The sequence below is a fragment of the Sorangium sp. So ce281 genome (genome assembly GCF_051527395.1).
GTDB classification, from domain to species: Bacteria; Myxococcota_A; Polyangia; order Polyangiales; family Polyangiaceae; genus Sorangium; species Sorangium cellulosum_B.
The window spans coordinates 5,541,430-5,555,127 of sequence record NZ_CP150322.1; the positions used below are offsets into that span (position 1 = coordinate 5,541,430).

General features: G+C 72.3%; 10 protein-coding genes. 5 read left to right on the plus strand and 5 right to left on the minus strand.

Going from position 1 to position 13,698, the window contains the following annotated elements:
• Positions 1–3 precede the first annotated feature (3 nt).
• Positions 4–282, minus strand: a complete 279-nt coding sequence (locus tag WMF27_RS21020) for a DUF2470 domain-containing protein (protein WP_437767101.1) — start codon at positions 280–282, stop codon at positions 4–6.
• A 365-nt stretch (positions 283–647) separates the two neighbouring features.
• Here WMF27_RS21020 and WMF27_RS21025 point away from each other — a divergent pair, with 365 nt between their 5' ends.
• On the plus strand, positions 648–1,850 hold the full coding sequence (locus WMF27_RS21025; RefSeq protein WP_437761397.1) for an IS110 family transposase: 1,203 nt from the start codon (positions 648–650) through the stop codon (positions 1,848–1,850).
• A 327-nt stretch (positions 1,851–2,177) separates the two neighbouring features.
• Here the strand turns inward: WMF27_RS21025 and WMF27_RS21030 are convergent, their stop codons facing one another.
• The 3 genes from WMF27_RS21030 to WMF27_RS21040 are packed head-to-tail and all read right to left on the minus strand — an operon-like array spanning position 2,178 to position 6,045.
• Entirely contained in the window at positions 2,178–2,846 is a 669-nt protein-coding gene (locus WMF27_RS21030; protein ID WP_437767100.1) for a HugZ family protein, read from the minus strand.
• 59 nt (positions 2,847–2,905) lie between these two features.
• Complete coding sequence (locus WMF27_RS21035; protein WP_437767099.1) at positions 2,906–4,735, minus strand: radical SAM protein; 1,830 nt, start codon at positions 4,733–4,735, stop codon at positions 2,906–2,908.
• A 26-nt stretch (positions 4,736–4,761) separates the two neighbouring features.
• Entirely contained in the window at positions 4,762–6,045 is a 1,284-nt protein-coding gene (locus tag WMF27_RS21040; RefSeq protein WP_437767098.1) for a glycoside hydrolase family 1 protein, read from the minus strand.
• A 58-nt stretch (positions 6,046–6,103) separates the two neighbouring features.
• On the opposite strand from WMF27_RS21040, the gene WMF27_RS21045 reads away from it, so the two are divergent.
• The 4 genes from WMF27_RS21045 to WMF27_RS21060 all read left to right on the plus strand — a co-directional run bounded on the left by WMF27_RS21045 (position 6,104) and on the right by WMF27_RS21060 (position 11,327).
• Positions 6,104–6,868, plus strand: a complete 765-nt coding sequence (locus WMF27_RS21045; RefSeq protein WP_437767097.1) for a tetratricopeptide repeat protein — start codon at positions 6,104–6,106, stop codon at positions 6,866–6,868.
• An 89-nt stretch (positions 6,869–6,957) separates the two neighbouring features.
• A complete protein-coding gene (locus WMF27_RS21050) occupies positions 6,958–8,655 on the plus strand; it encodes an AAA family ATPase (protein ID WP_437767096.1) in 1,698 nt (565 codons plus the stop codon).
• 272 nt (positions 8,656–8,927) lie between these two features.
• Positions 8,928–10,178, plus strand: coding sequence for a zinc-dependent alcohol dehydrogenase (locus WMF27_RS21055; RefSeq protein ID WP_437767095.1), 1,251 nt, complete (start codon positions 8,928–8,930; stop codon positions 10,176–10,178).
• A 129-nt stretch (positions 10,179–10,307) separates the two neighbouring features.
• Positions 10,308–11,327 carry a cation diffusion facilitator family transporter gene (locus tag WMF27_RS21060; RefSeq protein ID WP_437767094.1) on the plus strand — a complete coding sequence of 340 codons (1,020 nt, stop codon included), beginning with the start codon at positions 10,308–10,310 and terminating at the stop codon, positions 11,325–11,327.
• A gap of 145 nt (positions 11,328–11,472) precedes the next feature.
• On the opposite strand, the gene WMF27_RS21065 is transcribed toward WMF27_RS21060, so the two are convergent.
• Positions 11,473–13,365, minus strand: coding sequence for a phosphoenolpyruvate carboxykinase (GTP) (locus tag WMF27_RS21065; protein WP_437769827.1), 1,893 nt, complete (start codon positions 13,363–13,365; stop codon positions 11,473–11,475).
• Positions 13,366–13,698 lie beyond the last annotated feature (333 nt).

Below are 13,698 nucleotides of genomic sequence, written 5' to 3' on the forward strand. Positions count from 1 at the left end.
CCGCTAGGCGGTGCGGCCGCGCGCCTCGCGCACCAGCGCCACCATCGCCTTCCGCACCTCGTCCGTCGCCGAGACCGGCGCGCCGAACGGGAGGCGCGCCGCCTTCGGCCCCGCCGGCGTGATGACGTCCAGCTCGAAGCCGTAACGATCGACCGAGGTCATCGTGGCGCCGGTGGCGTCCTTGATGCCGGCGAGCACCTTCGCGTACGCGAGGACCGCATCGCCGTGATAGATGGGATGAGGCAGCCCAAGCGGCGCCTGGATCCACGATGCCGACCGCACCGACCCGTGCGTCTGCTCGACGCGTTCGCGCGGCGGGGCCTGCGAAGACAGCCCGCATCACCGTGGAGGTCGGCCCATCGGCAGCAGCAGAGCGTGCTGGAGTGCTCGGGGGGGTCAAGGGTTCGCGAGCGGAGCTCGCCGGCTCCGCCGCCCTTGACTCCCCCTGCGCGCTCCAGCCGGACAAAGCTGCGGGCGATGGGCGGACGGAGGCCTCCGGCGGGGGCTCCAAGCTCCGGAGAGCAGCGCGCAAGAAGGAGCCACTCGGAGCAGCAAGCAAGATGGCCGACCTCTCGCCTGCAGGGTTGCCTGCGGGCACCCCCACGCGTTCGAAGACGCAGTCGACGGGGGCCCAGGAGAGGTCAGCCATGCGAAGTGTAGCGCTGGATCTGGGGGTCAACGAGATTTCGTTCTGCGAGGTAGTGGGCGGGCAGGTGGCGCTGCGACGCACGGTCCGCTCGCTTGATTCGCTCCAAGATGTCCTCGGTCCGTCGTCCTCGCCGGCCCGGGTGGCGATCGAGGCGTGCCGGGAGGCCTGGGTGGCTCACGACAAGCTCCGCGACTGGGGCCACGACGTCCTGGTCGTCGACACCACGCGAGCACGTCAGGTCGGCGTTGGCCAGCACGGCCGCAAGAATGACCGCCTCGATGCCGAGGCGCTGGCGCGCGCCGTCGAGCGCGGGGGCATTCCGCTCGCTCACGTGCTTTCGCCTCACCGGCGGGCCATTCGCCACCAGCTGGCCGTCCGGCGCGCGCTGGTCGAGACGCGAGCCCAGTACGTCACCACCGTGCGCGGCATTCTGCGCGCCTGCGGACACAAGCTCGCGACATGTATGACCGAGGATTTTCTCGCGCGGCTGCGCGAGGCCTCTTTGCCAGCCGAGAGCCGTCAGCTGGTCGGGCCCTTGGTGATCACGCTGGAGGTGCTCAACCCCCAGATCGCGCTGGTCGATGCCGCGCTCGAGCAGCTGTGCGCCCACGAGCCGGTGATCGCGCGGTTGACCACGGCGCCCGGCGTGGGGCTGGTCGTCGCTGCCGCGTTCGTCTCGGTCGTGGACGAAGCCAAGCGCTTTCGCCACGCCCACCAGCTCGCCTCCTACCTGGGTCTGGTTCCCTTGGAGGACACCTCCGGCGGGCGCGACAAGCGGCGGCTGGGTTCGATCACCAAGCAAGGCAACGCGTACGTGCGCGTGCTGCTGACACAGGCCGCGCACACGATCCTGCGGCACAAGAACAAGAGCGGCGACGACCCACTGCGTCGATGGGCAGACGCCATTGCCGAACGCCGGGGTCGCCACATCGCCGTCGTGGCGCTGGCGCGGCGGCTGTCGGGGGTGCTGTGGGCCATGTGGCGCGACGGCACGCTCTACGACGCGCAGAGCGCAGCGGCTGCCTCGGCCAAGGGCCTGCGCCTGCAGGCGCAGTCGGTCGAGCAGCAGGCGCACGCCTTGCAGCGAGCCACGGTCAAGGCGCGCCGCCGGCAACGGTCCGTCGACAAGGGACTCAACGCCGCCACGGCAGCGGCTCCATCGAGGCCGAGCTCGACCTCAAGGAGGGCCTCGATGCACTGACTTCCCCCACACGGGGGACATGCGCCACGAGCGCGCCACGCCAGGAGCGTGAACGAGGGCTACGTGGATGAGCGCGGGAACACCGAGGGTGATCCGCCTCTGGGTGGAACACACCGTTTGATAGATTGCGCCTCCACGATCCCGTTTCGGACCCCAGCCTGCATCCAGGTCACCAGGGCGACCGCCGGCCTGTGAATGCGGATCGTCGATTGAGCCACAGCTCGCTCCTGCGCACGCGACGCGGCGCTCCAGCCCAACCGTAACGACGCCCGCCAGGGCGAAGGGAGACGCCCATGCCGAAACGACCTGCACTGACGACACCGAGCGCTACCGCTGCCGAGCCGAAGCCGGCCAGCCGCGGAAAGAGAGCGCTAAAGCCCTTGACCTCGGGGCTGCCTCATCGTCGGTGTTCATGTGCTCGAGGATGCCCGCGGCGTCGGCGGCGAGCGGATCGGGCTCGGCGGCCGCGTACGCGTCGGCCTCGACCCAGGACATGCGGCCGAAGCCGCCGACGTAGCGGATCGACACCGGGTCGAGCCTGTAGAAAGAAAAGTCAGTAAAATCGACGTAGTACGACGCGCGCGGGTGCGTCGCGAGGAAGCTCGTCCGGGCGGCGGCCGCCTCGGCGCCTTCGAGGGGGCGGCACGGGCCGATCAGGGTCATCCGGCCGAGCGCGAGCGGGTCGGCCAGGCCCTCGGCGGGCTCGGCCAGGAGCAGCGACGCCTCGGCGCGGACCTTGAGGTTGCCTGTGTGCTCGGCGAGCGCCGAGAGCAGCAGCAGCGGGCGCCCGTGCGCGTCCACGGTGACGGCGACGAGCGAGCCGTACGGATAACCGGCGGGATCCCGCGCGAGCGTGCACAGCGTGGCGGCGCGGGCCCGCTGCGCCAGCGTGCGGCAGCGCTCGGCGTGGCTCGGCGCCTTCGCGCCCTGGAGATGTGGATCCGCCGCCGGCTCCGGGCCGGCGCCGGGGCGGCCGTGGTCTGTGCTCGTCGACATGGAAGGGCGGGTAGCACGCCGGGAGGGCCGGAGGAACCGGGGCGCCGCGCCGCCCAGCGCTACGACGGCAGCACCCGGAGCCGCCCGCGCTGCGCCGCCGCCTCGCGTCCGCCCGCCTCGGCCGGACGCGCAGGCGCGGGCCGCGCTACGACCTGCGGCCACACCGCGAAGTCCTCCGGGAGCGGCCCCGGGAGCGCCGGCTGCGCCGTCCGCTCCAGGAGCTGGAAGTCGCAGCGCGCGACGAGATCGAGCGGGAGCCCCTTGCCCGGCCCGCCCTTCGCGAACCACGCGCGCGCCGCCTGCACGTTGCGGATGAGCACCGCGTGCTGCGGGTCGCGCTTCGCGGCCGCCGTGAAGTGGTCCTGCATCGCCTGCCAGTCGCGCCGGCCCGCCGCGACGCACGCGAGCGCGTTGAGCGCGAGCCCCGGCAGCGGATGGCCGAGCTCCAGCGCGCGCGCGGCGTGCCGCTCCGCGAGGTCGAGCTGCCCCGCGTCGAGGTAGGCGACGCCGAGCTCCAGGTGCGCCGCGTGGTGATCGCCGAGAAGCTCGAGGATCGCCCTGCGCTCCTCCACCCCCTCGCGGTAGAGCTCGCGCAGCCCCTTGTTCTGCTCGAACCAGGCGCTCATCAGCGCCGTGTCCTCCTCCGAGGCGTCGAACGGCGTCTTGAGCTCCTGGAAGTCGCCGCGGAAGTAGACGTCGCGCTCCAGCCAGCCGGCCGCCTCGGCGTCGTCGAAGTCGCGCGTGCCCGGGTAGATGGACAGGCACGAGAAGATGTACTGGTGCGGCCTCGCCGCCTCCAGGAACGCGAGCGTCTCCCGGAACGTCTCCGCCGTCTCGCCGCGGTTGCCCAGCATCATGTAGTAGCGGACCTGGATCCCGTACTTCTTCGCGAGCTCCGTCGACTCGATGATCTTCTTGACCGTGATCTTCTTGTCGATGTTCTTCAGGATGGACGGCGAGCCCGACTCGACGCCGAGGCTCAGGCGCTGGCAGCCGGCGAGGCGCATCTCGCGGAGCAGCTCCTCGCCGAGGACGTCGACGCGCGTGTCGCAGCTCCACAGGAAAGAGATCTTCCGATCGCGGATGCCGCGGCAGATCTCGATGACGCGCTTCCTGTTCGTCGTGAAGGTGTCGTCCTTGATCTGGACCATCTTCACCGGCAGCTTCGCCACGGCGGCCTCGATGGAGTCGAGCACGTAGGGCACCGACTGGCCACGGAAGCCGCGGCCCCAGGTCGCCTCGGCCCCGCAGAACGTGCACGCCCAGGCGCAGCCGCGCGAGGTCATCACGATGTGCGTGGCGAAGTGCTCGTGCGGCGACGCGAGCGCGTCGAGCTCCTCGATCGCGGGCCGGGGCGGGCCGAGCTCGACCCGGCCGTCGACGCGGTACGCCGTGCCGGGGACGCCGAGCGCGGGCCGGCCGGCCTCGAGGCGCTCGAGGAGCTCGAGGAACGAGTGCTCGCTCTCGCCGAGCGTCACCGTGTCGATCTCGGGGTGGTGCCGCAGCATCTCGGCCGCGAGCGGGGTCGCGTGCGGCCCGCCGACGACGATGTGCGCCCCGGGGTGGAGCCGCCGGATGCTCCGGGCGGTGAGCGCCACGCCGCGCCGGTTGGCGGTCCAGCACGACAGGCCGAACACGTCCGCGCCGAGCTCGCGCACGACCCGCTCGACCTGCGAGAACGGGTACGACGAGAGGTTCAGCACCTTCACCTGGTGGCCCGCGCGGAGGGCCTGCGCGCCCAGCGAGAAGAGCCCGTACGGGGTCTGGTGGAAGTCCGGGTCGAGGTCGCCCTCGCGGTACTCGGCCGGCGGGCCGTCACCGCTCGTGTCGGGCGCCTCCCCGGGCGCGGGGATCTTCCAGGGCGGTGGGTAGAGCAGCGCGATGCGCATCGATCCTGCCTTTCCGGTGCCGTCCGTCACGCGGGCGCGGCGCCGCGCTCGCGCTGTGCGCCGCCCGGGCCGTCTGCCTCGATGAGGCGCGCGCGCGCGATCCGGGCGTAGAGCTCGGCGCTCGGCCGCGGGCTGCGCTCCTGGGTCACGCGGTCGACCTCGACCAGCCCGAAGCGCGGGGCGTAGCCCTCGGCCCACTCGAAGCCGTCGAGCAGCGACCAGTGCATGTACCCGCGCACGTCGACGCCGCGCTCGATGGCCCGCGCGACCTCCGCGAGGTGCCGCACGAGGAACCGCGGGCGCTGGTCGTCGTCCGCGTCGGCGATGCCGTTCTCCGTGATGTAGATCGGGACCCGGGCGCGGGGCCACCAGGCGTCGAGCACGTAGCCGAGCCCCTCCGGGTAGATCTCCCAGCCGAGATCGCTGACCTCCGCCCCCTCGGGGACGAGCCGCCGGAGGAACCCCGCGCGCGCGTGCGCCGCCGAGAAGCGGACGAGGTCGCGGCTGTAGTAGTTCACGCCGAAGAAGTCGTGCAGGCCGCTGTCGCAGACGGCGCGCGCGAACGCGTCGTTGAACAGCCGCTCGAAGAGGGCCGCCCACATGCGGTCGGCGAGCCGCCCGAACCGCTCCGGCTCGATGACGCGCAGGTGGTGCGCGACGCCGACCGAGATGGAATGCCCGCGCCGGCCCGCGGCCTCGTGCATGGCGCGGTACATGGCGGCGTGGGCGCGGAAGAGGTTCTGGTGGGCGCGCACCGCCTCGACGGGCGAGCTCCGCGCCGGCGGCCAGACGCCGAGCAGGTGGGCCTGCAGGGCGAGCATGTTGGGCTCGTTGATGGTGACCCAGAGCTGGCACAGGTCGCCGAGCGCCTCGACGGCGCGCTCGGCGAAGCGCGAGAGGAGCGCCGGCAGCTCCTGCGAGAGCAGGCCGCCCCGCTGCGCGACCCAGCGCGGCAGCGTGACGTGATGGACGGTGATCATCGGGGTGATCCCGGCGTCGCGGTGCGCGCCGAGCACGTCCCGGTAGTGGTCCCACGTGGCCGGATCGAACTCGCCCGGCTCCCGCTCGACGCGGGCCCACTCGATGGAGAGCCGGTGCGCCCCCATACAGAGCCGCGCCTGGAGCGCGACGTCCTCGCGGAAGCGGTGCAGCTGGTCGCACGCGTCGTCCGGCGTATCGCCGCCGCGGACGCGCCCCGGCTCGCGCGCGAACGCGGCCCAGTCGCTCTGCGCGCAGTGCCCCTCGACCTGTGTGGCGGAGGCGGCAGTGCCGAACAGGAACCCGTCCGGGAAGCGCAGATCCTCACCCATGAGCGCGCATCCTACGCGAACTCGCGCCGGGCGGCTGCCTTCCGGAGCAGCCGTCCGATTGCTCGACGGGCCGGGCGCCGGTACGCTCGGCCCGGTGTGCGCGGCGCGGTGCGTAGATGCGGGGGGCGCGCGGCGGCGAGCGCGCGCCCTCGCCGCCGCCTCGCTCGCCGCGGCGCTGCTGCACGGGGCCGCGCCGGCCCGGGCGGACGGGGTCGGCTGGGCGACGGCCCAGGCCGCCGAGCTGACGCGCCAGGCCGAGGCCCGCGCCGCGGCCGGCGAGGCCGACGTGGCGCTGCAGCGGTACCTGGAGGCGGTCCGCTTCGACGCGACGTACGGCCCGGCGTACCTCGGGCTGGGCGCGCTGTACGAGCGGGCGGGCGATCCGCGCGAGGCGGAGCGCGCGTACACCGTGGGGCTGGACCACGTGAGCGGCTTCGTCGAGGGCCACCGCGCCAGGGCGGCGCTGCGGTCGCGCGAGGGGCGGCGCGAGGAGGCGATCGCGGACCTGGAAGCGGCGGCGGCGCTCCGCGGCGACGACGGCGAGCTGCTCCAGGAGCTCGCCGCCGCCTACGTGGCGGCGGGCGCGCTGCCGGCGGCGCTCGGCGTCGCGCGGCGGCGCTCGGCGCTCGCCGCGCGGAACGGCGATCGCGCCCTCGCGGCCGCGGCGGCGACGCAGGCGCGCGCGCTGTCGGCGCTGGTCGGCGAGGCCGATCCCGTGCGCGCCGGCGGCGCCGATCGCGGCCCGGTCCGGCGCGCGCTCGCGCGGTACGCCGCGGCGCCGGCGCGGGGGAGCGCGCCGGATCGGCGGCGCGAAGGGCGGTGACGCCACGACGCCGGCCCGGCGGCCGTATCGGGTACGGAGAGCGGCTCGCTTGACCTCCTGCCGGACGGGCCGCATACGGCTGGAATCTCATGTCCCTCCGCGTCGCGCTCGGCATCGACGACTTCCGAAAGCTCCGCGAGTCCGGGCTGGAGTACGTCGACAAGTCCCACCTCATCCAGGAGCTCGTCGACAAGGGGGGCGTCGAGGTCGTCCTCCTCCCCCGCCCTCGGCGGTTCGGCAAGACGCTGAACCTGTCGATGCTGCGCTGGTTCTTCGAGAAGCGGCAGGAGGACTTGTCCCACCTGTTCGAAGACCTCTCGGTATGGCGGGCCGGAGAGCGCTATCGCGAGCACTTCCAGCGGTATCCCGTCATCTACCTGACGCTGAAGGGAGCGAAGCAGGAGACGTTCGAGCGCTGCTGGGCTGCCCTGCGCGAGAAGATCGTCGAGCTCTACAACCAGCACCGCCACGTGCTCGACAGCGGCCAGCTCGGTGAGGTGGAGCAGCGCCGCTACAAGGAAGTGCTGGACGGCACGGCGTCCGAGGCCGTGTATGGTCGGGCGCTCCTGGATCTGTCGAGCCACCTCCACCGCCTCCATGGCGAGCGCGTCGTGATGCTCATCGACGAGTACGACGAGCCCATCCACGCCGGGTATCTGCACGGTTATGCGCCGAGGATCCTCGACTTCGTGCGCACGTTCCTCACCGAGGGGCTGAAGGGCAATCCGCACCTCCACAGGGCCGTCCTCACCGGCATCCTCCGGGTAGCGCGCGAGAGCATCTTCTCCGGGCTCAACAACGTGGTCGCCTATTCGCTCCTCCGCTCGGATTTCAACACCTGCTTCGGGTTCACGGAGGCCGAGGTGGAGGCGCTGCTCGAGAAGGCGGGGCGGCGCGGCCTGCTGGAGGTGATCCGCGCCTGGTACAATGGGTACGACTTCGGCGGCGCGGTCATTTACAACCCCTGGTCGATCCTCAGCTTCCTCGAAGGACAAGACCAGGATCCGCTCCCCTTCTGGCTCGGCACGAGCTCCAACGATCTCATCCAGAAGGTGATCGAGGAGCACGCCGTGACGCTGCAGCCTGCGCTGGAGGTGCTGATGGAGGGAGGCGAGATCGAGCGCGTGCTCGAGGAGAACGTGGCCATCGGCGACCTCGCGCAGAACGAAGATGCGCTGTTCGGGCTGCTGGTCTTCTCGGGATACCTGCGCGCCGAGAAGCGCTCACGCGGCCATGGGGAGCAGCCCGCGCACGCCCTGAAGATCCCGAACCGCGAGGTGCGGCTGCTCTACACGGGCACGTTCCGCCGCTGGGCGGAGGCGCGGCTCAGGCGGCAGGGCAGCAGCATGCAACGACTCCTCGCCGCGCTCCTCTCGGGCGACGCCGCGGGGTTCGAGGCGGAGCTCCAGGCCTTTGTCACCGGCGTGCTCTCGTACCACGACGCGACGAGGGTCGATCCGGAGGCGGTCTATCACGGCTTCGTCGCCGGCCTGCTCGCGGCGCTCGAGCCGGGCCATCAGGTGCGTTCCAACCGCGAGTCCGGGCAAGGGCGGCCCGACGTGATGATCCGGCCGGCGCAGCCGGGCCGGCCTGGCGTCGTGCTCGAGCTCAAGGTCGCCCGGGCGCCGCGGGTCAGCCTTGAGCAGGCGCTCGACGAGGCGCTGGCGCAGATCCGGGCGCGCGACTACGCCGCCGAGCTCCGCGCGAGCGGCGCCGCGCCCATCTTCGCGATGGCCGTCGCGTTCGACGGCAAGGTCGTCCGCGTCCGGCCCGGAGAGCTCGGATAACCGGGCTCGCCCGCGGCGGGCGGCCCCGGACGGGGCAGATTGTCACGATCGCCCCGCCGCCCGAGGAGCAGCGCGCCGGGGCCGGATCTCCCGGCGATGTCCCGCTGGCACCTCGGTTGCTGCGCCCTCCGCGCCGCGGTTGCACGCGCAGGCTGGCACGGGATCGGCACGGACACGCGGCGTCCAGGACCTCGGCCATCTCTGCAGAGCGCGGCGGCCTGTGCCGCTCGGCCGGCCGGCGCGCCGCCCCCCGAGGGAGAAAGCGAGAACCCATGAAGGCGGTAGTGTTTCACGGCGTCGGCGACATCCGGATGGACGACGTCAAGGAGCCGAAGATCAAGGAGCCGACCGACGCGATCCTCCGGATCACGGCGAGCGCCATCTGCGGGACCGATCTCCACTTCGTCCGCGGCACGATGCCGGGGATGGTGCCGGGCACGGTCCTCGGCCACGAGGCGGTCGGCGTCGTCGAGGAGCTCGGCGCCGACGTGCGGAACCTGAAGAAGGGCGATCGCGTCGTCGTGCCCTCGACGATCGCGTGCGGCTACTGCTCGTACTGTCGCGCCGCGTACTACGCGCAGTGCGACAACGCGAACCCGAACGGCAAGCACGCGGGCACGGCGTTCTTCGGCGGCCCCGCCATGTCGGGCCCGTTCGACGGGCTGCAGGCCGAGCTCGCGCGCATCCCCTTCGCGGGCGTCGGCCTCGTCAAGCTGCCGAACGGCGTCAGCGACGACCAGGCCATCCTGCTCTCCGACATCTTCCCGACGGCGTACTTCGGCGCCGAGCTCGCCGAGATCAAGCCCGGCGACACGGTCGCGATCTTCGGCTGCGGCCCCGTCGGCCTGTTCACGATCGCGAGCGCCAAGCTCATGGGCGCGGGGCGCATCCTCGCCGTCGATCGCGTGCCCGACCGCCTCGGGATGGCGCGCGAGCAGGGCGCCGAGACCGTCGACTTCTCCGCCGAGGACCCGATCGAGGCCATCGTGCGCCTCACCGGCGGCATCGGCGTGGACCGGGCGATCGACGCCGTGGGCGTCGACGCCGAGCGCCCGCACGAGGGCCCCGCCTACAAGGAGGCGAAGCAGCAGGCCAAGGCGTTCGACCTCGAGGTCAAGCAGATCGCCCCCGACGCGCGGACCACGGGCGACGCTTTCCGCGCCGGCGACGGGCCGTCGCAGGTGCTGCAGTGGGCCGTCCGGTGCGTGGCCAAGGCGGGGACCATCGCGGTCATCGGCGTCTATCCGCAGACGTCGCGCACGTTCCCCATCGGAGAGGCCATGAACAAGAACCTCACCCTCCAGATGGGCAACTGCAATCACAGGAAGTACATCCCGAAGCTCGTGGACCTCGTGCAGACGGGGCAGGTGGATCCCACCGCGATCCTCACCAAGAAAGCGCCCCTGGAATCGGCGATCGACGCCTACAAGGCCTTCGATCGGCGAGACGCCGGGTGGGTGAAGGTCGAGCTCCGCCCGTCACGGGCGGGGGCGCCTGCCCACCTGGACCGCGCCGTCGCGTAGCCCGGCGCCGGACGCGCTCCGGACGCGGATCGAGCCGCCGTACGCCTCCGCGATCCTGCGGCGGACGCGTGCCCGCCCAAGATCTCCGCGAGCATGACGGGCGCGGGCGCCGCAGGTAGCCTGCCGGCCATGAGCGGACTGCACCCTGCCGCCCGCCGCGGCGCTCTCCCCGACCCCGCCGACCGCCCGGACCCCGGCGCTGCGCCCGCCGCCCGCGCCGTCGACCCCGGCGCACCTCCCCCCGAAGTCCGCCGCCTCGACCCTGCCGACCGCGCCCGCGCCGCGCTGCGCGCCGGGCGCATCGCGGCGCTGACCGCCGGCGGCCTCGCCCTCGGCAAGCTCGTCGCCGGCCAGCTCGGCCAGTCGATGGCCGTGACCGCGAGCGCCGTCGACTCGCTCACGGACCTCTTCGCCTCCTCGGCGAACGCCCTCGCCATCCAGCTGGCCCACGCCGCGCCCGACCGCTCGCACCCGTTCGGCCACGCGAAGATCGAGACCCTCGCGACCGCCGGTCAGGGCCTGCTCATCGGCGGCTCGGGGGTCTACCTGCTCATCGAGGGCATCCGGCGGCTGCTCTCGCCCGCGCCGCTCCGCCTCGCCGCCGTCACGCTCGGCGCGATGGCCGCCGCCGCGCTCATCACCGCGGCGCTCGTGGCCTACCTCGGCCGCGTCGCCGCGCGCACCGGCTCGAGCGCCATCCAGGCCGACGCCGTCCACTACCGCACCGACATCGCCGCGAACCTCGCGGTCCTCCTCGGCGTCGCCCTCACGTACGCGACGGGCTTCTCCCGCATCGACGGCGTCCTCTCGGTCGCGGTCGCCGTCTACGTCCTCACGTCCGCGGGGACCCTCCTCCGGCTCGGCGTGCGCGACCTCATCGACACGAGCGCCCCGGAGGAGCGCGTCGGCGCCATCGCGGACGCGCTCGACGCCATGCGCGCGCGCGGCGAGCTCCTCGGCCACCACAGGCTGCGCACGCGGATCGCCGGGCGCACGCTGTTCGTGGAGGTGCACATCGAGCTCTCGGGCGACCTCCCCCTCGCGCGCGCGCACGCGACCGGCGACCTCGCGCGCGACGCCATCCTCGCCATCGAGCCCGACGCAGAGGTGCTCGTGCACATCGACCCCGAGCGCGACGAGCCGGCGTGAGGGCCCTGGCAGCGCCGCTCAGTCCGGCTGGGCGCGCGGCGCTGCCCCGGGCGGCGGCCCGGACCGCGCGCAGGAGGCTGACCCGCTGGCCCTCGTGAAGGGTCTCGGTGACCAGGTACGCGGGCGCCCTCACCCGGGGAGGCCTCTACGCGCCGGGCTCGTCGGCGGCGGCGTCGTCTTCGTGCTCCTCGAGGTAGCGCTCGGGCGCGAGCTCCCACCGCTCCGGCGAGCGCCAGAGCTGCGACAGGAGCAGCTCGCGCATCAGCAGGATCTCCTTGGGCAGCCGGTCGTAGAGCCGCTCGAAGAGCTCCCCGTGCGAGCCGAACTCGACCTTCCACGCCTCGCGGTCGACGGCCATCAGCTGGTAGAATTGCTCCTTCGAGAAGCGGTCCATGCCGCGCCACTCGATGTCTTCGTAGCGCGGCATCCAGCCGAGCGGGCTCTCCTCCGCGAAGCCGCGGCCGTGCACGCGGTCGACGATCCACTTGAGGACGCGCATGTTCTCCCCGAAGCCCGGCCACAGGAAGTTGCCCTGGTCGTCCTTGCGGAACCAGTTCACCGCGAAGATGCGGGGCGGATTGACGATCTGGCGCCCCATCTGCAGCCAGTGATTGAAGTAATCGCCCATGTGGTAGCCGCAGAAGGGCAGCATCGCCATCGGGTCGCGGCGCACCTGGCCGATGGTGCCGGCGGCCGCCGCCGTCATCTCCGAGCCGATCGTCGCTGCCGTGTAGACGCCAAAGCTCCAGTTGAACGACTGGACGACGAGCGGCACCGTCGTCGCCCGCCGCCCGCCGAAGACGATCGCGCTGATGGGCACCCCGTTCGGGTCGTCCCAGCGCGCATCGATCGACGGACACTGCGACGCGGGCGTCGTGAAGCGCGCGTTCGGGTGGGCCGCCTTGCGGCCGCAGTCCGGGGTCCAGTGCTTCCCCTGCCAGTCGACGAGCTCCGGCGGCGGCTCGTCGGTCATCCCTTCCCACCAGACGTCGCCGTCGGGCGTGAGCCCCACGTTGGTGAAGATCGTCCCCTTCCGGATGGTCGCCATCGCGTTCGCGTTCGACTTCACCGACGTCCCGGGGGCCACGCCGAAATAGCCCGCCTCGGGGTTGATCGCATAGAGCTGCCCGTCCCGCCCCGGCTTCATCCAGGCGATGTCGTCGCCCACCGTCGTGACCTTCCAGCCCGCGAACGCCTTCGGCGGGATGAGCATGGCGAAGTTCGTCTTGCCGCACGCGCTCGGGAAGGCCGCGGCCACATACGTCTTCTCGCCCTTCGGCGACTCGACCCCCAGGATCAGCATGTGCTCCGCGAGCCACCCCTGCTCCCTGCCGAGGACCGAGGCGATGCGCAGCGCGAAGCACTTCTTGCCGAGCAGCGCATTGCCGCCATAGCCGCTCCCGTAGGACCAGATCAGCCGCTCTCCCGGGAAGTGGACGATGTACTTGTGCTCCGCGTTGCACGGCCACGGCACGTCGGCCTGTCCCGGGGCGAGGGGCATGCCGACCGAGTGCAGGCAGGGGACGAAATCGCCGTCTCCGAGCGCCTCGAGCACCTTGCGCCCCATGCGCGTCATGATGCGCATGCTCGCGGCGACGTACGGCGAGTCGCTGAGCTCCACGCCGATGTGCGCGTAAGGCGAGCCGATCGGGCCCATGCTGAACGGGATGACGTAGAGCGTGCGGCCCCGCATCGACCCGGCGAAGAGCCGGCGAAGCGTGGCCTTCATCTCCTGCGGCTCGGCCCAGTTGTTGGTGGGGCCGGCGTCCTGCTTTCGCCGGCTACAGATGAACGTGCGGTCTTCGACCCGCGCGACGTCGCTCGGGTCCGAGCGCGCGAGGTAGCTGTCCGGGCGCTTCTCCGGGTTCAAACGGATGAGCGTGCCCGCCTTGACCATCTGGTCGCACAGCGCGTCGTACTCCTCCTTCGAGCCGTCGCACACGTGCACGTTGTCCGGCTGGCACAGCGCGACGACCTCGGCGATCCATTGCCTGAGCTTCTCGTTCGCGATCTTCGCCCGCAGGCCGGGGATCGACACCGGCGGCGGCGGCTCCGAGTGGAACGAGCTCTGGCTGTTCTGGCTGGCTGCTACGGACACTTGCGTACCCTCCTGGCTCTCTGGGTCGAACGCGCTCTGCAAAGCGCAGGCCCTGCCCGCCCTCGACGGCAATTCTGGCCGAAATGCGGCCGCGAGGCTGCCCTGATTCTTCCTGAGCCCGATCGCTGCAGCGGGGTCGCGCGCATCAGGTGCGCCTGGGAAGCGAGCCCTGCGCCGAGCGCTGGGTCGTCGAGCCGCCCGAAATCCTCCCGACATCCGTCCGAGGGTGGCTCCGAGGGCTGCCTCGCTGGCGGATACGCGTGCTTGGACGCG